This window comes from Pseudolactococcus raffinolactis NBRC 100932, from assembly GCF_001591765.1.
Taxonomy (GTDB): Bacteria; Bacillota; Bacilli; order Lactobacillales; family Streptococcaceae; genus Pseudolactococcus; species Pseudolactococcus raffinolactis.
This window is the reverse complement of record NZ_BCVN01000006.1, coordinates 17636-38055: the sequence shown is the minus strand read 5'-3', so window position 1 is coordinate 38055 and position 20420 is coordinate 17636. Positions and strand designations below refer to the sequence as shown.

Here is a 20420-nt window from a genome sequence, read left to right as displayed (position 1 = left end):
TTTTTAAAGGCTTCAATGAAGCACTTTGAAAAATTATGCTGCTTCTTCTGCTTTGTCTGCAACAGCTTTGACAGCGTATGCGACATTGCGAACTGGTGCTTGAAGTACTGAAAGGAGCATAGAAAGCAATCCTTCGCGGTTTGGAAGTGATGCGATAGCAGCAATTTCTTCTTTTGAAGAAACTTTGCCTTCGATAACTCCAGCCTTAACTTCGAGTGCGTCAGCTGTTTTAGCGAAATCAGATAAGATTTTCGCTGGAGCAATTGCGTCTTCGTTTGAAAAGGCGATAGCAGATGGTCCTACGAATTGATCCGTAAGGTCAGCATAGCCAGCTTTTTCAGCAGCACGACGCAAGATTGAGTTTTTGATGACTTTGAACTCCACACCTGCTTCACGTAATTGTTTACGCAATTCAGTATCTTGTCCAACTGTAAGTCCACGAGAATCTGCAACGACGATACCAGATGCATCGGCAAATTTTTGGGCAACAACGTCAACTAACTCAGCTTTTTTAGCGATTGTAGCTTCACTCATTGTTTGTTTTTCCTCCTCTATTATTTGATGACGTAAAAAAACTCCACGTCAACCATAGACATAGAGAGTACAAAAATTCATTATTAACTAATAAATAAATGTCCTCGGTTGGATTTACGACGAATGTCACCAACTGTCTTCGGTCATGTTGTTTTCACAACTATTTTATTATAGCAGAGTTTTTTTACTTTGACAAGTAGTTTATTTAATTTTTTTAATTTAGTGACTGACTTTTGTTTTTTTAGACATATTTTCTAAAATAGATTTGATGGCAACGAAGATAATCGCAAAACTGACTGCGAAGATGGCACCTTCTAACAAGTTAAAAGGCACAACCATAGCCAACAAGTACTTACTTGCACCAAAGATTTGATTGATATCAAAATGTGCAAACTTCGCATACAAAGGAATAGCATAAACAAAGTTAGCTACTACCATTGCTGCAGTCATCACAAGTGTCGCTAAAATACTCCCCATGACATATGCTCTTGTTCCGCTATCTTTCTTAAAGAAGATGGCAAAAATCAAAAGAAACGATCCAACTGCCACAATATTAAGTGGCAAACCAATCCAAGTACTAACACCTTCATTATTCAACAATAATTTGAGCACAGAGCGTAAAACTAAAATCAAAAAGGCAGCAGGCAAATCAAAAAGATAGAGACCTACTAAGATCGGAATAATTGAGAATTCAACTTTGAGAAAGTCCGCAGCCGGAATTAGCAGGAATTGCGGGAAAATCATCAAAATGAATGAAATAGCGGCAAGCATGGCAATCAATACCAGTTTGCGAGTACGAGTTGTGTTTGTCATTTGGGGCACCTCCTAAATTTTATTTAGAAGACTTGAAAAAGCCATAGGTAACTATGGTATTTTTTCTTGTCTCCTCTTTATCCTGACTTTAACAGTTGGTATCGGAATTTCACCGATTCGGGCTCGAGTTCTATACTCAAGCTTCATGGACTTTACCACCAGTGGGGAAACGATCCCCGCCCTGAAGACTCCTTAACTATATCAAAAAAAATTCTAAAATGCAAGTTATAAATTCCTAAACTCTTTTTTGATCTGTTCTTAACATTGAATATTTCAATAATAACAAAAAAGATGACCTCCACCATCTTGATTAATTAAAATGTGTTCATGACAACTGCGTTTTATTGACATAATTATTTTTATGTCAAATACCTTTAGCAGCGTTAACCAATTGGCTGACTTCTTTCTTAGACAATCGACGGAATTCCCCCGGTTGTAAGCCAGTCAAGTCAAGTGTCCCATATTGGACACGTGATAATTTTTGAACAGGTAAACCAACAGCTTCAAACATCTTTTTAACTTGATGATTACGTCCTTCATGGATCGTCAACTGCACAACAGATTTTTTAGTTGAAATATCTTGTTTGATAATCTGATAAATGGCAGGTTTTGTTTTACGGCCATCAATTTTAACACCTTGGGTCAATGGTCGCAGATTTTCTTTATTGGCTTGCCCTTCTACTTTTGCAATGTAGACTTTTTCAATTTCATGACGGGGGTGTGTCATCAAATTAGCAAATTCACCATCATTGGTCATTAAAATCAAGCCACTTGTATCCCAGTCAAGACGACCAACAGGATAAATCCGCTCTGGAATGTGACGGAAAAAGTCCATCACCGTCTTGCGATCTTTTTCATCAGAAACAGATGAAATCACACCACGTGGTTTATTCAACACATAGTAGACAGGTTCTTCTTTATAGATTTGCGTTTGTTTTACTTCGACTGTATCGCCAGACTTAACTTGATAGGCTAGGTCCGTCATCACATCTCCATTGACTGTGACATCACCTGCCTTAATTAATTCTTCCGCTTTACGACGACTGGCCACACCTGCATGTGCCAAATATTTATTAATTCTCATTTGTAGTGATTTCCTTTTCATTGAAAATATCGACATCATCAATATTCATTAGTGATTCTTCGTTTATTTCGGGCAATTCTTCTAGGGTATTGATACCGATATAATCCAAGAAATGGTTAGTTGTTGCATAAAGATTGGGGTTGCCGATGACTTCTTTTTTACCAATCACTTCAATCAAATCAAAAGCTTGAAGTGTTGCCATCGTCCCTGACGAATTAACACCTCGAATAGCATCAACTTCTATACGCGTCAGTGGTTGTTTATAGGCAATAATTGCCAACACCTCTAGGGCTGCTTTGGAAAGCGATTGATTCATAGGTGTTTTGGCGTAATGTTGAAGTAATTCATTAAGTTCAACTTTTGTTGCCAAACGAAATTTACCAGCCGTTTCGATAATTGTCAGAGCAGATTCAGAATCTGACTGATATTTCTGAGATAGTTTCTCGATTTGTTGTGTGATGGCACTTGGTGTGATATTTAAGAGACTGGATAAGTCTCTTAGGCTTAACCCCTCTTCACCAGTCACAAAAAGCAAGGCTTCAAGTTCCGCAGTTTTATTCAATTAGAGGACCTCACTTTCTGTTTTGGTTAGGATAATGTCGCCAAATGTTTCATCCTGTTGAAAATTAAGCGCATGATTCTTGATTAATTCTAACATAGCTAGGAAGACTGTCACCACTTCATCTAAAGAATGAGATGGCTCGAAAAATCGAGTGAAGCTAACAGACTTTTCATGCTGAAATAGGGTTAGAATATCTTTTATTTTATCTTCAACTGAAAATTCATCTGAATTGATCGTATGATGATGATCTCGAAACTCAGCTTGTTTACGTTGGATCACAGCAGAAAAGGCAAAATATAAGTCTAGTACATTTTTATCTTGAGCTAAAGCAACTTCTTCTGCTGAAATTTCAGTCTTGCCTTTAGAATAAAAATGACCACGATCAAAATGTTTATCAGCTAGAGCTAGGCTCAGGGCCTTGTATTTTCGATATTCATCAATTTGTGCTAAAATTTCTTGTTCTAAGTCAATTGTTTCTTCTTCGAAGGCTTCAGAAACAGTTGGCAAAAGCCGACGTGACTTAATCAAGACCAATTGGCTAGCAATGACGAGATATTCTGAAGCTAGATCAAGCGCCTTTTCTTTCATGACATCCAGATAAGCCAGATATTGTGTAATGACTTCAACTAAAGGGACTTCATAAATATCGACCTTGTATTGATTGACCAGGTGTAATAATAAATCTAAAGGTCCTTCAAAATCATGGATTTTGATATTAATTTCTTCTTTTACATAATTCATTTTATGTAAATCCTCTTATCTATAGTATTTATCAAGAGAATGAATGGATTTCAATCCTAGATTCTTGGCTAAATCATAGATAGAGACCCTTTCTGCCACGCGTTGTAGAATATATTGCTCTCGAAGTTGAGCGGATGTCAAGGAGCTTGTCTTTTTAAGCTCATAATGGAGAAACTGTCGGGATTTCGAAAACAATTCGTCCGCATTTTTTATCGGCCGTACCAATCTAGCAAATTTATCTCGAATAGGCAAAATACGCTTGAGCCCACCAGTAGCTACGGTTAAAATTTTAAAATCCCAATTAAACTCTGACCATTTTAAGCTTTGTATTTCTGACGGCTTCAAGCCAAACTCTAAAATCAATAAAGCAATTAAATCACCAGGCTTCTGAACTTGTTGATAGTATTGACTGACATCCAACAACTGCGGGCGTTTCTGGTCAGCATTCTGCTCATCTTGATGTTGATAAGGCACAAGGTATAGCTCATAAAAGCGAGGCAACTTACCATTTTGATACAGATATTTCAAAAAAGTATTGATATTGGTGATTTTTCGATGCTGAGAAGATGTCGCAAGTGCCTGCAATTCAAGCTGATAAAGATTTAACTGAGTTTGGGTTAAATCCTTGCCAGCTAAAAAGGTCACAAAAGCACGTAAATCATAAAAATAAGCGAGTTTTGTATTCTCAGATGCCTTTTGTCGACTATCGATAAAGGCTTTAATCGTTTGTTCGTTCAATAATCTCGTAATCCTTTGTAAAAGTATGGGCAAATGCATTAACTGCTTTTAGAATTTCTTGTCGTGGGATAATGCCGTAGAACTCAGTACCTTTCAAAACAGGTAAAAAGGGTTCTCCAACTAACAGATGTAGGATATCTTCTAGCTCGTAATCTTTTTGAACCGTAGCAATTTCTCGATTGACAATTTCTGATATGGGGGTTCTGTCTGATTTTTCATAGAAAAAGTCATGTTGCATTTCAAAGTTGATAATATCCGTCCATCCTAGGATACCGACAAATTCACGATTCTCGTTAATGACAGGGACTTTAGAATACTTATACTGGCTCAGTAAAATTTTAGCATGAGAAATGTTGTGCTCATCCAATAAAACGGCTACTTCACTTGCTGGTTTTAAAAAGGTATCACTTTGTTTCATAAAGAAACATTCGATGTTTTTGTCAATCATTTGCTTGACCTCGGTAATTCAAATTGTAGAGTTGGTATAGGCTGATGATTTATATCTAGATAACTGATACAGTAACTCTCTTGAGTTGGCTCGATGATCGCATACATTTTGATATTGTATTGACCACGAGGTTGTGAAACACTACCAGGATTTAAGCACAAGATACCTTCTTCAATAGTAGCAATCGGTGTATGAAGATGACCAAATAAAGCCATCTCACACTTATTTTCGTGAGCTACTGCTGTCAAACGTGCCAATCCAAAGTTAACACTAAACAGATGACCATGGGTCACGAAAATGTCTACCTGATCTGCACTTAAAACAGTCACGTCGGGGAAACCATCATCAAAATCACAATTGCCTTTAACAACTGTAATCCCTTCCCAAATACTGTCAGTTGCATCCAACTCCGAGTCGCCACAATGGATAATGGCACTCGCTTTGTCTTGATACTTAGTCTTTATTTCTTGAACAATTTTGGATTCACCATGGGAATCACTCATAACAATTATCATAAAAACCTCATTGTCTTAGCCATTCAGGCCATTTTTTCAACAAATTTTTCAGGGCACGAGCACGATGAGACACTTGATTCTTTTGTTCAAGCGTCATCTGAGCGGCAGTTCTGCCAGTTTCTTCATCAACAAACAAAGGATCATAGCCGAATCCATCATCTCCTTTTGGAATTGTCGCAATTGCGCCCGGCCACTCGCCTTCAACTACTAAAGAGTCTTTTTCAGGAGCTGCGACGACCAAGGTCGTATGGAATTTAGCTTTTCGTTTCTCAGGTGAGATGGCAGTGCTTGCTAGTTCATGTAAAAGTTTCGCATTATTAGCAGCATCTGTCGCATGATCTCCAGCAAATCTGGCAGACCAAACACCTGGCAGGCCACCTAAAACATCAACCATTAAGCCGCTATCATCAGCTAAAACCATTTCACCGGTCAATTCAGAAATCGTTTCAGCTTTCAGTCTCGCATTTTCTTCAAAGGTCATGCCAGTTTCAGCGACATCAGGTAGTTCAGGAAAATCATTGAGATTTTTAATCGCATACCCCAGTTGACTAAACATGGCTTTAAATTCACGTGTTTTACCTTCATTACGCGTAGCAATGAGTAACGTTTTCTGCGCTTTAGACTTAAGACTTACCGTCTCTGAATGTAGGGTTTGCCCAGACAACTCAACCGTCAACACCTGCCCAAGACTGTATTGATAATCCTGACCTGTCACATCTCGCAAAACTTGGAAAAATAAATCCATGACATCAGCAGGTGCTTCATCTACTGCGATAATTTTCAGTCCTTGTTCTGCAGGAAAATATTTGAAAAACACTGAGTACAAAGGAATTTCTATGGGTTCACCAAAAATATTTTCAATCTTCAGTACTCTTTGATCCTCTAATACAAAGGCAAAAATATCTCTTGTCGTGTGCTTATATAGTTTTTTCATAATTTCAAAGTCCTTGATTCAATAGGGATTTGCAGCCAATTTTCAGCAATTTCATCAAAAGCTTGACTACTTGCTGTTGTATAAAAGTGATGGGATTTAGTAACCATTGTGCGTTCTCGATTAATCTCAAAATAATTAAGCAAAACAGAGATATCTCGCACACACTCAGCGCCACTATCAATGAGTTTCACCCCATCGCCCATGACATTTTGAATAATGGGCCTTAATAAAGGATAGTGTGTACAACCCAAAATTAATGTGTCAACTCGACCGACGAGCGGTCTCAATGTCTCATAGACAATTTTCTTAGCAACACTCGATGTCGTTTCATTCGACTCAACAATCGGGACGAATTTTGGACATGCCAAGGAAGTCACCGTCAGATTAGGCGACAAGAGCTGCACTTTTTTTCGATAAATATCGGAAGCGACCGTCATAGCTGTACCAATGACGCCAATACGGCCACTTGTCGTTGCTTTAATCGCAGCGCTAGCCCCAGGTAAAATAACACCTAAGACAGGGATATCAAGCTTATTTTTGACCTCTTCCCATGCTACAGCAGTTGCCGTATTACAAGCAAAAACAATCATCTTGACATCTTTTGATAAAAGAAAATTGACCAATTCCCAGGTAAACTGTCGAATTTGATCCGCTGGTCTTGGACCATAAGGTGCACGTCTTGAATCTCCGATATAGATGACTTCTTCATCGGGCAATTGGCGCATTAACTCTTTGACCACTGTCAGACCGCCAACACCTGAGTCTAAAAAACCTATCGGGCGATTATCCATCCTACTTACCTCACAAAAACAAAAGCCGAGAAAATCTCAGCTTTTACGGGAATCTCTAAAAAGTATAGCTCAGTTTTGAGGAAAAGATGCAAGAACGACAAAGCGTACTAGTCTATCTCTTGCAATGAAACCCAAAATATGAGTTTTTAGAGAGCCCCTTAAACCTTATTTTTTCTTGTCAGCTTGTTTTGCAGCTGCGCGAATTTGACGCAAAACTTGTTGCACTTGTGTTTCGCTTGGTTTGCGACCCATTGAGCTCATCATCGTCCGAACAGCATCTTCGTTCAATGGTGGGTTTTCCATCAACATTTGTTTCACTTGACGACGGCTTAAAAACAAGCCTAAAGCAAAGCCGCCAAGAGCGGTAACGATCATTAATAAAATAGCAAGTAAAATTGGCATTTTTATCTCTCTTCTTTTTTGTTATTCGTCTAATTATATCAGATTTTACATAAACTGTCTATTTTCAATCAAAATCAAAACCGTATAAAGTTGCAAAATAATCTTCTGCTGTCTCCGCTCTCCGAATTTGGCGCGTGGTGCCATCTTCTTGCAGCAAAATCTCTGCGGAACGGAGTTTGGCGTTATACTGATACCCCATCGAAAAGCCATGAGCGCCGGTATCATGGATGACCAGTGTGTCACCGACATGGACCTCAGGCAGCTGTCTTTGTTTGGCGAATTTATCGTTATTTTCACAGAGTGAGCCAACGACATCATACGTGTGCGTTTGAGGCGCTGTTTCCTTACCTGCGATACTGATATGATGGTATGAGCCATACATGGCCGGTCTTAAAAGGTTGACAGCACTGGCATCGACACCCACGTAATCACGGTAAGTCTGTTTTTTGTGGATGACCTTGGTGATGAGGTGGCCGTGAGGGGCGAGCATAAAACGCCCGAGTTCCGTGAAGATTTTGACTTGACCGAGACCATTAGGTGTCAGCACTGCTTCATAGGCTTGACGCACACCGTCACCGATTTTAGCGATGTCATTTTCAACTTCATCAGGCTTGTAGTTAACACCAATACCACCAGATAAGTTGATGAAATCAAGGTCAACATCCGTCGCTTGGACCACTTCCACTGCCAGTTCAAACAATTCTTTAGCCAAAACTGGATAATAGTCATTTGTCAACGTATTAGAAGCTAAGAAAGAATGTATCCCGAATTTTTTCACGCCAAGTGATTTCAAGTCTTTAAAGGCTTGAATCAACTGATCTTTAGTCATGCCAAATTTTGATTCCTCAGGATTATCCATGATGTCTGTCCCTAAGGCAAAAACACCACCAGGATTATATCGGCAAGAAATTATCTTAGGTATGGTCGTGACATTTTTCAGGAAAGCGACATGTTCATAGGCATCCAGATTGATTGTGGCATCTAGTTTTCTAGCATACTGGAATTCTTGAGCAGGTGTATCATTAGATGAAAACATGATGTCTTGCTTTTCAAACCCAAGTTTGTGAGACATTAGTAATTCAATTTCTGAGGAACAGTCAACCCCACAGTTCTCTTCTTGGAGAATTTTTAGAATGGCTGGTGTTGGTGTTGCTTTGACTGCGAAGTATTCCTTAAATCCTGGATTCCAACTGAAAGCTTGGTTGACAGCGCGCGCTTTTTCGCGAATGCTTTTTTCATCATATAAGTGAAAAGGCGTTGGGTATGTTGCAGTAATTTGATCAAGTTGTGACGATGTAACAAAGGGTGTTTTCATGGTTGCTCCTCTTATCTTCTCTCTAACTCATATCTGGTGCTAGTCTTCATTAAATAACCGTTTTACATAATTATAATGATGTAAAATTAGACGTTTAGGTAATCCGACAAGTCTTCCAAGGCACGTTCAGCGATAGCAGTATAGCGTTCTTTCTTATCGCGAATCCGTTCACCGCCAAGTTCCTTGATAATCCCAAAGTTGACATTCATGGGTTGGAAATTTTTACTATTAGCGTGCGTCACATAGTAGGGCAGGGCACCAATAGCAGTCGTCTCAGGGAAAATAACTGGCGCTGCATCTTTGAACAATTTAGCGGCGTTAATTCCTGCCACCAAACCTGAAGCCGCTGACTCAACATAGCCTTCGACACCTGTCATTTGACCTGCAAAGAAGAGATTATCTTTCTTTTTAGACTGGAAAGTTTGGGTCAAAAGATTAGGCGAGTCCATATAAGAGTTACGGTGCATCACGCCATATCTGACAAACTCAGCATTTTCAAGACCTGGAATCATGCGGAAAATCCGTTTTTGTTCCCCCCACTTCAGATGCGTTTGGAAACCAACGATATTATAGAGACTCGCTGCTGCATCATCTTGGCGAAGTTGCACTACGGCGTAAGGGACACTTGTTTCATAAGTTGTCCCATCTCGTTTGGTCACAGTATAGGTCTCATTCAGATTTTCAAGACCAACCGGTTTCATCGGGCCAAACAACATAGTCTTAAAGCCACGCGCCGCCATAACCTCAATCGGCATACAGCCTTCGAAATATTTCTCTTTCTCAAAAGACTTAATTTCAGCAACTTCCGCATCGACCAGCGCTTCTTGGAAGGCTTGAAACTCTTCTTTAGTCATTGGGGCATTAAGATAAGCGGCCTCACCTTTGTCATAGCGTGACTTCAGATACACTTTACTCATGTCAATGCTACTGATATCGACAATCGGTGCTGCTGCATCATAGAAATAGAAACCATCCCCATCATTTAAAGCATGGATTTTAGCCGCTAAATCGTCAGATGTCAAGGGGCCTGAGGCAATGACTGTAATTGCATCATCTGGGATTTCTGTCACCTCTGCTCTGATGACCTCAATCAAGGGATGATTGCTCACCTTTGATGTCACGAGTTCAGCAAAACCTTCGCGATCAACTGCAAGTGCGCCACCAGCAGGCACGCGCGTTTCGTCTGCTGAGCTGATGATCAGGCTATCAAGCTGACGCATCTCTTCTTTCAATAGACCGACCGCGTTGGTGATTGAATCACCACGTAAAGAGTTTGAACACACAAGCTCAGCAAAGTTACTTGTTTTGTGTTGTGGCGTTGGTTTTACCCCGCGCATTTCATAGAGTTTAACGGGAATCCCACGTTTAGCAATTTGGTAGGCTGCTTCTGATCCAGCAAGGCCAGCACCGATAACATTAATATGGTTAGACATCTTATATTTCCTTTTTTAGTTGATTACTATCCATTATATCATGTTACAGTGAAATTTTTGAGGGAATACTACAAAACTACATCACACTATTAGTGTTAATTTTTTTTGACTCATCTTGACTAACATGAGTCAAGATAATTCTTGTTGCTAATACAAAAAAGACTCACAAGTTTAATGTGAGTCCTTCATGTGTTTATTCATCAACTTTTTTTGTTCATTTTTTTAAAACCTAAGAAAATCAAAATTGGTATCATTAAGAGAATGGCGCCGAGAAGACCATATTGGTTGATTTTTTCACCAAAAGTTCCAAGTTCGTGCCCTTCAGGACCTTGAGCAGGTGGTATTGAAGGACCCTCATCGTCTTTATTTTTCGTATAAACAACAATGAAATTTTGTGGCGTCGCATCTGTTCCATCGGTCAAATCATTATGATCATAAGTTGGAACAGCTTTGAGCGCTTCAGCCAATGACTGATAAACTTCTCCATTTGATGCAGTCACCTTATAAGTATAACCTGATCTATACAAATCATTATCGGTTTTATTAAACGTCAATTTAGAATCACTATCGCCTGTTACTGTGTCAAGTGTTTTCCCATCAACGATTAAGTTAGCCGTTTGTTTGACTGGTTTATAGGTAACGGTAAAGTTTTGCGGGATTGAATCGATACCCGTATCTGTCGGAATGGCATTATCATCATAAGTCGGATTATTTTTCAGTGCATCAGCCAGACTATCATAAACTTTTCTATCCGGCCCAGTAACTTGATAGATGTAACCACTACGTTTCAGATTTGAATCATTAGCATTAAGTGACACATTCGAATTACTTGGACCATGTGCGGTTTCAATCATTTGAGCACCTTTAGGGTCACTGCTGTCACTCATCACATTGACGGTTTGGAGTTGTGCAGTGTAGATGACATTAAAGACTTGATTGCTACTTGGATCATTATCAAATACATGGACGTCATTTGTTGCTGCCTGTAAACTTTGATACTCTGTACCATTTGGTGATTTAACCACATAGGTGTAGCCGTTTCTAGATAGATTTGGCAATCCTGACGCTGTTGTTTGCAACTGGGTATCAACAACATTGACGTTATAAAAGTTTGGAACTTTAGGTACCAGAGATAGCTGCATACTCGCTTGATAAAGCGGTGACGTAGTTAATATCGAATTCCCATTATCATCTAGACCTGTCAAACCAGTTACGGTTGGATAGACTTTATTGCCAGCAGGGTAATTGATCGTTTGGACGACCATGCTTTCTGGCATTGGAGTATAGCTTGCAGTAAAGACTTGTGGGACATCATCTCCTGCGATTAAGCCTGGGTTCTCAGGGTCAATGCCTGGATTCGTAGGCGCAATGCTTCTCATTAAGCCTGATTTACTGCCCATTTTCAGTGCTTGCATTGGTGGTACCGTTGTATCTATGGTAAATGTATTTGTCGGTGTACCATCGTATGTGGCATTGGCTGCTAGCGCATTGGCTAAGGTATCATACCAGACACCATCCGGCCCATAAATCTTGTAGGTGAAGCCTTTTCTGACTAGAATTTGTTCACTATTTTCTGCAAAGCTCAAAGTGCCAAAGGAATAGCCATCAGTGGTTGTCATTATGGCTTGGCCGCCCGTTACGTCAGGATCAGTCGCATCTGTCTGAAGTACAGCGACTTGTTTGAGTGGCGCATAATACAGGTTGACGTGCTGATTCACACCGTCTGCTGTATCAAATTTTGATGTAGCCGTTTGTTGCGACTCATCGATCAGCTTGTAGCCTGGATAGTCCTTTTGCAATTTTGAGTAATCAATGGTTGCATCCGATACGCCTGAGAGCGTTGTTGGATTCACTAGATTTGTCCAAGTTTTACCGCCATCACGGCTGATTTTGAAGTCAACGATGACCTGTTGCGGATTAGCTTGGTATTTCAAGACAATTTGCTGTTCCTTGTTTGGATCTGTGTCGTAGCGTTTATTTGTCGTTCTAGCATCATCAATCAAGGTATAACCTGGAATATTGGCGTCAATGGTCGCATAGTCAATCACACCATTTGACGTACCTGTCAAATCAGTCGATGGCTTCAAAGGATTGCCACCGCTATCTTGGTAGACAATTTGCGCTTTTTCTGCAAGCGGCTCATATATCATATAGACGACTTGATCAATGGCGTCGTTGCTGTCAAAAGTTGGTGTTGTTGTCCGACCATCTGTTGTCAGGGTGTAACCAGAATACTTAACTGTTAAACCACTATAATCAATCGCACCACCAGTTGTGCCTGTCAGGGGCACATCTGCAATTGCTTGACCGTTACTATCCACGATCGAATTACCAGAGGCGTCAACAAATTTAACGACTGCTTTTTGTGTGTCTGGCGTGTAGCGATATTCGATGGTTGTTTGACCACTGACCGTTGCATTTGGCGTAAAGACTGGTTTATCTGTTGTAGCAGTTTTAACACCATTAACCCACATGCTATCAAAGGTATAGCCAGCAATTGATACCGCACCACTTATTGGAATAGTCGCATCGGTTTGACCTTTTACGGTGCTGGTCACTGTCCCTGTTGGGACGTTGCCATTGAGGTCGCTGCCACCTGCGGTTGTCGTGTAATTAATCGTTGCTTGGGTCGTTTGTGCTTGATAGTAGAAATAAATATCTGGCGTTACCAGTTTACCGTTAACCGTTGTCCACATGACAGGCTGGGTATTGGTATTAGTCAGACCTGCTTCAACCAAGGCATAGCCAACTGGTGCATTGGGTGCCGTTGTCGTTGTTGCCGCTTGATTGCTGACACCATTTAGCGTGATGACACCGGGTGTTAAACCGGGCACCGTTCGATCCACGAGCCGATCATCAGCGTTTAAATAGTGAACAGTGACTTGTTGCGCATTAGCTGTATAAACAAATTTGACTTTATCAGGCGTTGTGCTACCACCACTGAATGTGAGATTTGCTAAACTAGCACTTGGGTCAGTCACACCAGCGGCTGTTGTATATTCGATATGATCAAAGGTATAGCCCGGAATGTCAACTTCACCGCTTGTCGGAATCGGCTGATCCGTCGTGCCACTCGCATTTAAAGCAACAGGCGTGCTGGCGTACTGCGAAATATCATTGCCAGCCGCATCCACATAGGACATGGTCGCGATGTTATTTTGATTTGCCGTATAGGTTACTGTGATGGTCGGTGTTACCAATGAACCATCTGCATTAATGGTAAAATTCGGCGTGACCGTGCTGACATTTGCCGTATAGCCAGAGATTGTAGGCACTGTAATGGAATCCCCTGCTGCATTTGACACCTTAGTTTGTGAAAGTTGAGCCGCAGTTGGCGCCCAGCCTGTGGTATTGGCAGTTGTGACAGCCCCATCTTTAGGGGAGCCATCATTGGCATCGTAGACATAATTGATGGCAACGGTTTGCGCTGATGGTGTATAGTTAATCGTGAGATTATTGGCACCTGCCACATAAGGCATTGCCGTATTGGGTTGCATCGGCGCATTGGTTGTTGCACTATTATAGACATAGTTGGCATAAGTATAACCCGGAATCGCAATCGCTCCACTATTGGCAAAGGTTGAACCTGCTACGCCCTGACTTGATAGAATTGGGCTTAAATTATTGGCATGAATCAGTCCCATTAAGTCATAACCATCCGTCGCGGCATACTGAATGGTCACTTGACTGGTTTCTGGTGAGATATAGTACCAATAATCTTTTTTAGCCAGACTACCATCAGTGCCGGGTGCCCAATCAATCGTTTGTGTCGCAGGACTTACTTGCCAGCCTGCCTCAACTGATGTTGGCAGAGGGGCTTCTGTCGTGACATTTGGACTCGTCGCATTGCTGTAACCATGGACTGTCACCTTATCCAATCCCGGTACTGCTTCGTCATTGTCATCAGTGAACGAAATCGCAGTACTGCCATAAGTACCACTATAGGCATCTGGCAACTGGAAGATATAATGCACCGTTACGACTTGTGGATCTGGCGCATAAACGACTTCTAATTGATCCGGATTGCCTGTTGCACTAAAGGTTGCTGTGCTAATCGATGGCACCTTACTACCATTTGATGTTTGCGAAATAATGGTATAACTCGGAATCTCAGGCGGTGTCACACCAATGGCTTGGTCTGTCACACCTGTTGCGGTTGTCGGTGCCCCATTAATTTGGCTTGAACTTGCATCTGTTAGATTACTTGTATCCACCTCACCAGAAGCATCAATACTGGCAATTTTATAGGCAATCGTGGCATTTTGGTTGTTAGCCGTGTAAGCCACATTGATATCTGGTGTGATTAGCTGACCATTTTCACTACCATCTGCTTTGATGGCGAAATCAGGTGTTACTTGATCAACGCTTGCTGTGTAACCCGGAATCGTTGGCACAAGGATTGACGCCCCTGTTGTATTAGATGGACCAGTTACCGAATTTGTCACGGTTTGCGTGCCAAAATCTTCTGATGGTACCTCCCCATCTTTCGGAGACTTATCATCACTACTATAAAGATAGTGAATGTTCACGACTTGCTCATTTGGTGTATAAACAAATTCAATCTGATCTGAATTAATCGTATAAATCGCCTGATTTAAATCAGCCAGATTAGTCTGCAGATTCCCTCCGTTATACTTGAAACCTTTCAGCGTATAGCCTGATACACTAGGGGCAGTCGTCATAATGACGCCATCTGTGTAGCCATTCTGACTGGTTGGATTAGTGCCGATATAAGGCGTGAGGGAATTGCCAGCTTCATCAACATAGGTAATCGTTGCAGAATCTGGACTAGCGCTGTAAGCCACTGTAATCAGCGGCTCAGTTGGATTGCCATTACTATCCACCGTGAATTTTGGCGTGACCGTTGTCACGTTTGGCGTATAGCCCGAAATCGTTGGGACAGGGATTGGCGTGCTGCTTGGTGTTGTGTTGACATCTGTTGTATAAGCCGTGCCATTCGTCACACCAATCGCTTGTCTTGGGACATTTTGCGGGTCGGCAAAGTCACTTGGTGGCACTGCTTCATTTTTAGGTTCCCCATAGACGTAGTTGATATGAACCGTCAGCGGGTTAGCCGTATAGCTGACCAAATAAGTCTGAGGTTCACTATCTGATGTGCTGGTGCCATTTGGCGTGGTATCGTAGATACCGTCTGCAGCTAGGGCATCAGTAAGTGTCGCGTAGCTCGTGCCATTAGGTGCTTTGACCTGATAGCTATAACCCGCTCGCGCAAGATCACTGTCCGTTTTGAGGAAAGTAATCGCCTGAGCCGTCATCCCATCTCTGGTATCGACTGTTTGCGCCCCCGCTGGATCCGTCGCATCTGTCTGCAAAATCGCCGTTTGACTACTTGGCGTATAGCTGACCGTGAAGACCTGCGGATTGGTGTCGGGTTGACTGCTGGTCACCGTGTTGTTATTGTAAGTGGCGTTGGCTGCTAGGGCTAGCGCCAATGTCGGATAACTTGCAGAAACGTTAGCACCATTTGAGTTGGTATAGCTGACGGTCACATTGTAATTGTAGCCAGATCTGACCAAATCAGTATCGGATTGGTCAAACTGAATCGTGCTAGCCGTTGGCCCTTTTGCCGTTTGATAGAGTTTACCGCCCGCATTGGCAGGGTCTGAACTATCTGTTTTGAGAATTGCCTCTTGTGTTTGTGGCGTGTAGGTTACCGTATAAATTTGCGGTGCTGTATCGCCATCTCCTGTGTTATAAATCGGGCTACTTGCATTTTTGTTGCTGGTATTATCATAAGTCCCCTCGATATTTGTTACCACCTGACCACTCGGATCCGTGATGGTGTAATCATAACCAGGTCGTGCGAAATTATCTGTTGAAACACTATAAGTCTCAGATGTTCGACCATCTTGGTAGAGGGTTGGGGTACTTTTCGGATCTTGAACGAAGTTGACCTGAACACTTTGAATATCACGCGCCAAATACACGATATAATCCGTTGTCCCCGGCACAAAGGTCAAGCGTTTCGCCGTGTCACCACCATTTAAGAGGTCGTTATCCCCTGTCAGACTAGAAAGCGCGGCGTTCATTGGGTCGAGGCTCCAACCACTTGGGACGTTGATATTGCTAGTCGTCACACCAAAGGTTTGAATGCTACCAATCGCACCGGTCACGGTTTGGGCAGGGAGACCTGGGACAGGATTGGTCGTGAAGCTGTACTTACCTGTGTCATCATAGATCGCTTCGTCATAATGAATGACGTGCGTGGCGTTGCTCGCGGCGTAGCTTACGGTATAGGTGATGTTGGTGCCATTACTTGTAAAGCTAGACGGCAAGGTGCTACTGGTGTAGCGGTTGCCATTACTGTCGGTAATGGTCCAAGTGTAGCCTGAAACGGCTGGCACAGAGAGGGCATAAGTCCCGTCCGTTTGGGTGTTAATGGTCACACTCGGCGGTAGGATTGGCGCCGTATAAGCGGCTGTGTCGACTGATAAACTAGACGAGACATTGGTATTGGTACCCGTCGCATAGGTGTAGTTGACCAAGACATTGGCGCTTCTAGGTGCATAGGTAATGGTATAATCCTGCGGTGCGCTATCTGTTGTCGCTGTCCCGTTATTAGTCGCATCGTAGGTGATGGTAAATTGACTGTTGGTCAGACTGACAACATCGCCTTTAGCGTCTGTCACAGTTGCCAGATACCCATTAATCTGAGGGACGCTGACAACTTGTGAGCCTCCCGTCACACCTGTATAGGGGGCGTTGTTCATATCCGTCAGCGTATTTTGACCGTTGGTCACACCTTGACGACTTGGCGCACCTGTGACTGTGATGTCAGCTTGTTGGACATCCTTGGTATATTGGTAGACAATGGCGGCTTGGTAATTGGGCACGAGACCGCTTGCTGTATTGGTCATATTATCCCAAGTCCAGTTGATATGGTAAGGCGGTGTTTTATCTTGTGTTGTGCCGTCCGGTTTATCACTCCAATAAAAATTTGAGACGTGATAGCCTGCTGGTACCACATTGACCGTTTGCAAATTGCTGGTTTGCACCTCACTTGTTGTGCCAAACAAAACATCAAAGCCAAATCCTGAACCACTGACTTGGTTGGCAAAACTGCCCGGTAAAGCAGTCAGGGCACCAATCGCTTGGTCATCACTATCGACTTGTTGTGAATAGTAATTGACCTGTGCTTGCCAGCCGGTGTAGGTCACCGTAATCACAATCGGCGTTGACCCAAATGAGCCCGCTGGAACCGTCGTCATGACTTGCGGGGTACTGCCATTGATTGAGACATAAGATGAATAGCCTGAAATCTGGGTAATCGGTACCGCATCATAACTGCCGTCTGTCACATAAGGTGCTCCTGTTGACGAGGTCGTAATCTGACTACTTGATGTGCTACCATTTGGATTGGTGTAGTTGACGGTGATAGATTGGTCTTCGGCAACGTAATTAACCGTTGCCGTCTGTGGTACACTATCGATTTGACTGCTACCATTGCTGGTGTTATCCGCAACGATACCTGTGATGGTATTGCTCGTTTGTGTCGAACCATCTGGATAGGTAATGACGGCTGTGTAGCCATCAATCGCAGGCACTGTCAAATCACTAAACGTCGTCCCAGTCGTCCCAAGGCGCATTTTATCCGTACTGGTTAGCTGACTTGAGAGATTATGACCGGCAGGGAAAATATAATTCACGTTTAACTGCTGGACATCTGCCGTCACCATCAAGGTGTAGTTTTGTGGGGTACCGTCACTTTGAGTTTGTAAGTTATTGGTGTCATCAAAATTGCCTGAAATAGACGCCAAAGGTAAGGACAGCGCCTGACCGTCTGGCGCTTGCCCACTAATGAAGTGATAACCTTGCGCAGGTAATCCCAGCAGGTCAAAGCTAAAGCTATCGCCGTCAAACCTGTTTGTGTCAGTTTTGTGGGTGGCTGAGCATTGTTTTCATAGGTAATCGTCACATCTGCTTCTTGATAATCTTTGGCAATCTCAAAAAGCAAGGTCGCATCATCGCTACTGTTTACATCTGAAGCTGTTAATGCAGTTGTCGGCACTGCTGCCGTCGTCGCATCACCGTCTTTACTCCAATAGACATTACCCGTTAAATGATAACCATCAGGGATGACCTTACTAGCTTGTAGTTGAGGTGTTTCCGTATCAGGAGCTGTCGTGACAGCCGTTGTCAGTCTTGACGTCAAAGTCTGACCAATCGTCGGTTGCGTTGGCGTCAAACTATCACTAGATTTGAGTGCGCTCGCCATCGACGTGTCCACATTGCCCGCTGTCGTTACCGTCCCATAATTAATCGTCACAGCATTCGCTGTATAATGAACCACAAAAGGCTGCGGCGTCGTATCACTTGTCACATTGTAGCCATTTGATGTCGCATCAAAATCAGGATTGGCCGTAACCGCAGCTGCTAAGGTTGCATAAGGCTTATTATCTGGGCCAGTAACCGTATAGGTATAGCCCGCTACCGCCAAACTCGCATCAGTCGACGTAAACGCAATCGGCTCATTCGACGCCCCATGATAGGTCGCATCACTACTTGGCAGGGTAATGGGCACAGGCACATTTGGCGTATCAGAAACAGCAGTCAAGGGCGCTGACTGAAAATCCCCTTGATATTGCACGTTCATGGTATTACCGGGCACCGTTGTCCCACTATCGTCGATCTCATCAGACCCCACCGTCACATCTGTTGTCCCATTAGGCACTAAGGAATAACCCGGGAAACTTGGCGCCGTAAAAGCATAGGTATCACTTGTCGCATTAGGCGAGCCACCCGTAATCCCGATCGTATCCGTTGTGTTGGCGATAAATGACGTCGCAGCTCGCAAAGGTTGATTATTTTGGTCAAGATAATTGACCGTTGTTGTCCCTGTTCCGAGTTCTAATGTGAAACTTGTAACATGCGTGCCCATTTGGGTATAACCACCATCATAACCCGCCATAATGCCTAGAGACATGGAAGTATGCGTCAGGTCGACAATCCGTGTAAAAGTCTGAGTTGAATTTGTGGTCACTTGAATTGTTATCGTACCAGAATTATCCCCATTATAGACATAACTAGCAGTCACTGGTGCCGTCAGATTGGGACCGCCACCTGAACCACTCCACTGATAGCTGGAATTACCAGTGGCAGCATTTGTCCCATTTAAAACAGTCGTGCCAAGTTGTTGGTCGCTGGTCGCATTAGCACTGTCTAAAAGACCATCAGCTCCAGTGTTTCGCCAGCCAATGACTTGGTTACCTGTTTTACTACCAGAAAGTAGACCACCCACAGGATTGACCCCAACTGAGGAGTCGCCAAATCCTACCGGTGTGTAACTCGCATAGTTGGAGTCTTGACCTTTGCTGTTATTATAAAAATCAATGCCCCATGTCAATGAGTTAGGCAACCCATTAATCCCTAAGCCACCACCATACTGATTACTGCCCCCAGCTGTTGCCAGTTGATTGGGTGCAGTTGGTGATAGCACAAGACCGATAAAATCACCGACATTATAAACCAAATAAGCACCACCGGCAGAGTTTAATCGTGTCAAATCAAAATTAAAATTCAACGTCCAATCCTTGGTCATGTCAATCTGTTGATTAAAAGCCAGAGCACCTGTTTTCCCAGTAGTACTTGAATTTGTTGGTGTCAAAATCGTATAGGCTGTGCCGTTAATCGTCGTATTATAAGCTAAATTACTTTGCCCAGCTGCACTAACAACAAAGGCACTTTGATAATTACTATTATCATAAGTTGCCGCATGACTTTCACCTACACCTGATTGTGCCGTATCGGTCAATTCATCAATTCTCGGCGATGTGATTGTCGCATAAGGCACGACACCCGCTACTTGTTTAGACGTTTTAGGTAACGTCAGTGATTTGCCATATAAAGTCGGAAAAGTTGGCGTAACAATACTGTCATCAGCTGCCACATTACTTTCAGCAAAGGATAGACCTGGTGCAAGCGTCGCAAAAATGATCCCAGTCACGACCCATCTTTTTTTGACTTTATGAAGCACAAAACGCTTTTTACAGTCGGCCTCATTTAATTTAAAAGTTCCTCTCTTCATATTCATACCCTCTATTCTCATAAATCTAATTAATTATAAATTATCCCTAATCGTCATACGAACTG

14 protein-coding genes, 1 pseudogene, 1 riboswitch and 1 other annotated feature are annotated in these 20420 nt (G+C 42.6%); all 15 genes and pseudogenes read right to left on the bottom strand.

The window, feature by feature from the left end; translation table 11 throughout:
- Window positions 1–33: 33 nt before the first annotated feature.
- Window positions 34–534 (bottom strand): 50S ribosomal protein L10, encoded by a 501-nt coding sequence (gene rplJ / locus LRA01S_RS03490; protein WP_061774252.1) that lies wholly within the window; start codon window positions 532–534, stop codon window positions 34–36.
- Between the two features lie 26 nt (window positions 535–560).
- Window positions 561–695: a sequence feature (ribosomal protein L10 leader region), on the bottom strand.
- Window positions 696–753: 58 nt separating this feature from the next.
- A complete protein-coding gene (locus LRA01S_RS03485; protein WP_061774251.1) occupies window positions 754–1347 on the bottom strand; it encodes an ECF transporter S component in 594 nt (197 codons plus the stop codon).
- 64 nt (window positions 1348–1411) lie between these two features.
- A riboswitch (FMN riboswitch) is annotated at window positions 1412–1540 on the bottom strand.
- 171 nt (window positions 1541–1711) lie between these two features.
- The gene (locus LRA01S_RS03480; RefSeq protein ID WP_061774250.1) at window positions 1712–2431 is read right to left on the bottom strand and encodes a pseudouridine synthase; all 720 of its coding nucleotides are present in this window, start codon (window positions 2429–2431) and stop codon (window positions 1712–1714) included.
- The gene (scpB, locus tag LRA01S_RS03475) at window positions 2421–2993 is read right to left on the bottom strand and encodes an SMC-Scp complex subunit ScpB (RefSeq protein ID WP_061774249.1); all 573 of its coding nucleotides are present in this window, start codon (window positions 2991–2993) and stop codon (window positions 2421–2423) included. The genes LRA01S_RS03480 and scpB overlap by 11 nt, the downstream gene beginning before the upstream one ends.
- The gene (locus tag LRA01S_RS03470) at window positions 2994–3734 is read right to left on the bottom strand and encodes a segregation/condensation protein A (RefSeq protein WP_061774248.1); all 741 of its coding nucleotides are present in this window, start codon (window positions 3732–3734) and stop codon (window positions 2994–2996) included. It lies immediately after the preceding gene.
- A gap of 15 nt (window positions 3735–3749) precedes the next feature.
- Window positions 3750–4472: a site-specific tyrosine recombinase XerD gene (xerD, locus tag LRA01S_RS03465; RefSeq protein ID WP_061774247.1), complete on the bottom strand. Its 723-nt coding sequence runs from the start codon at window positions 4470–4472 to the stop codon at window positions 3750–3752.
- Window positions 4453–4920 (bottom strand): cyclic-di-AMP-binding protein CbpB, encoded by a 468-nt coding sequence (gene cbpB / locus LRA01S_RS03460; RefSeq protein WP_061774246.1) that lies wholly within the window; start codon window positions 4918–4920, stop codon window positions 4453–4455. The genes xerD and cbpB overlap by 20 nt, the downstream gene beginning before the upstream one ends.
- Window positions 4917–5435, bottom strand: a complete 519-nt coding sequence (locus LRA01S_RS03455; protein WP_061774245.1) for a metallophosphoesterase — start codon at window positions 5433–5435, stop codon at window positions 4917–4919. The genes cbpB and LRA01S_RS03455 overlap by 4 nt, the downstream gene beginning before the upstream one ends.
- A gap of 7 nt (window positions 5436–5442) precedes the next feature.
- Window positions 5443–6120 (bottom strand): annotated as a pseudogene (locus tag LRA01S_RS10740) (nucleoside-triphosphate diphosphatase); the annotation flags it as partial.
- 245 nt (window positions 6121–6365) lie between these two features.
- Complete coding sequence (gene racE, locus LRA01S_RS03445) at window positions 6366–7160, bottom strand: glutamate racemase (RefSeq protein WP_061774244.1); 795 nt, start codon at window positions 7158–7160, stop codon at window positions 6366–6368.
- 165 nt (window positions 7161–7325) lie between these two features.
- On the bottom strand, window positions 7326–7562 hold the full coding sequence (locus LRA01S_RS03440) for a YneF family protein (RefSeq protein WP_003140136.1): 237 nt from the start codon (window positions 7560–7562) through the stop codon (window positions 7326–7328).
- Between the two features lie 64 nt (window positions 7563–7626).
- A complete protein-coding gene (locus LRA01S_RS03435) occupies window positions 7627–8877 on the bottom strand; it encodes a diaminopimelate decarboxylase (RefSeq protein WP_061774243.1) in 1251 nt (416 codons plus the stop codon).
- Between the two features lie 86 nt (window positions 8878–8963).
- The gene (trmFO, locus tag LRA01S_RS03430; protein WP_061774242.1) at window positions 8964–10310 is read right to left on the bottom strand and encodes a methylenetetrahydrofolate--tRNA-(uracil(54)-C(5))-methyltransferase (FADH(2)-oxidizing) TrmFO; all 1347 of its coding nucleotides are present in this window, start codon (window positions 10308–10310) and stop codon (window positions 8964–8966) included.
- Window positions 10311–10510: 200 nt separating this feature from the next.
- Window positions 10511–18088, bottom strand: coding sequence for a beta strand repeat-containing protein (locus LRA01S_RS03425; RefSeq protein ID WP_144259878.1), 7578 nt, complete (start codon window positions 18086–18088; stop codon window positions 10511–10513).
- A complete protein-coding gene (locus LRA01S_RS03420; RefSeq protein ID WP_061774240.1) occupies window positions 18007–20355 on the bottom strand; it encodes a KxYKxGKxW signal peptide domain-containing protein in 2349 nt (782 codons plus the stop codon). The genes LRA01S_RS03425 and LRA01S_RS03420 overlap by 82 nt, the downstream gene beginning before the upstream one ends.
- Window positions 20356–20420: the final 65 nt, after the last annotated feature.

What these genes read in the sequence shown, in the direction of transcription:
- trmFO (WP_061774242.1), bottom strand. Translation starts at nt 10,310, where the DNA reads ATGTCTAACCATATTAATGTTATCGGTGCTGGCCTTGCTGGATCAGAA.
- LRA01S_RS03420 (WP_061774240.1), bottom strand. Translation starts at nt 20,355, where the DNA reads ATGAAGAGAGGAACTTTTAAATTAAATGAGGCCGACTGTAAAAAGCGT.
- LRA01S_RS03455 (WP_061774245.1), bottom strand. Translation starts at nt 5,435, where the DNA reads ATGATAATTGTTATGAGTGATTCCCATGGTGAATCCAAAATTGTTCAA.
- LRA01S_RS03485 (WP_061774251.1), bottom strand. Translation starts at nt 1,347, where the DNA reads ATGACAAACACAACTCGTACTCGCAAACTGGTATTGATTGCCATGCTT.
- LRA01S_RS03480 (WP_061774250.1), bottom strand. Translation starts at nt 2,431, where the DNA reads ATGAGAATTAATAAATATTTGGCACATGCAGGTGTGGCCAGTCGTCGT.
- LRA01S_RS03440 (WP_003140136.1), bottom strand. Translation starts at nt 7,562, where the DNA reads ATGCCAATTTTACTTGCTATTTTATTAATGATCGTTACCGCTCTTGGC.
- rplJ (WP_061774252.1), bottom strand. Translation starts at nt 534, where the DNA reads ATGAGTGAAGCTACAATCGCTAAAAAAGCTGAGTTAGTTGACGTTGTT.
- cbpB (WP_061774246.1), bottom strand. Translation starts at nt 4,920, where the DNA reads ATGATTGACAAAAACATCGAATGTTTCTTTATGAAACAAAGTGATACC.
- racE (WP_061774244.1), bottom strand. Translation starts at nt 7,160, where the DNA reads ATGGATAATCGCCCGATAGGTTTTTTAGACTCAGGTGTTGGCGGTCTG.
- LRA01S_RS03435 (WP_061774243.1), bottom strand. Translation starts at nt 8,877, where the DNA reads ATGAAAACACCCTTTGTTACATCGTCACAACTTGATCAAATTACTGCA.
- LRA01S_RS03470 (WP_061774248.1), bottom strand. Translation starts at nt 3,734, where the DNA reads ATGAATTATGTAAAAGAAGAAATTAATATCAAAATCCATGATTTTGAA.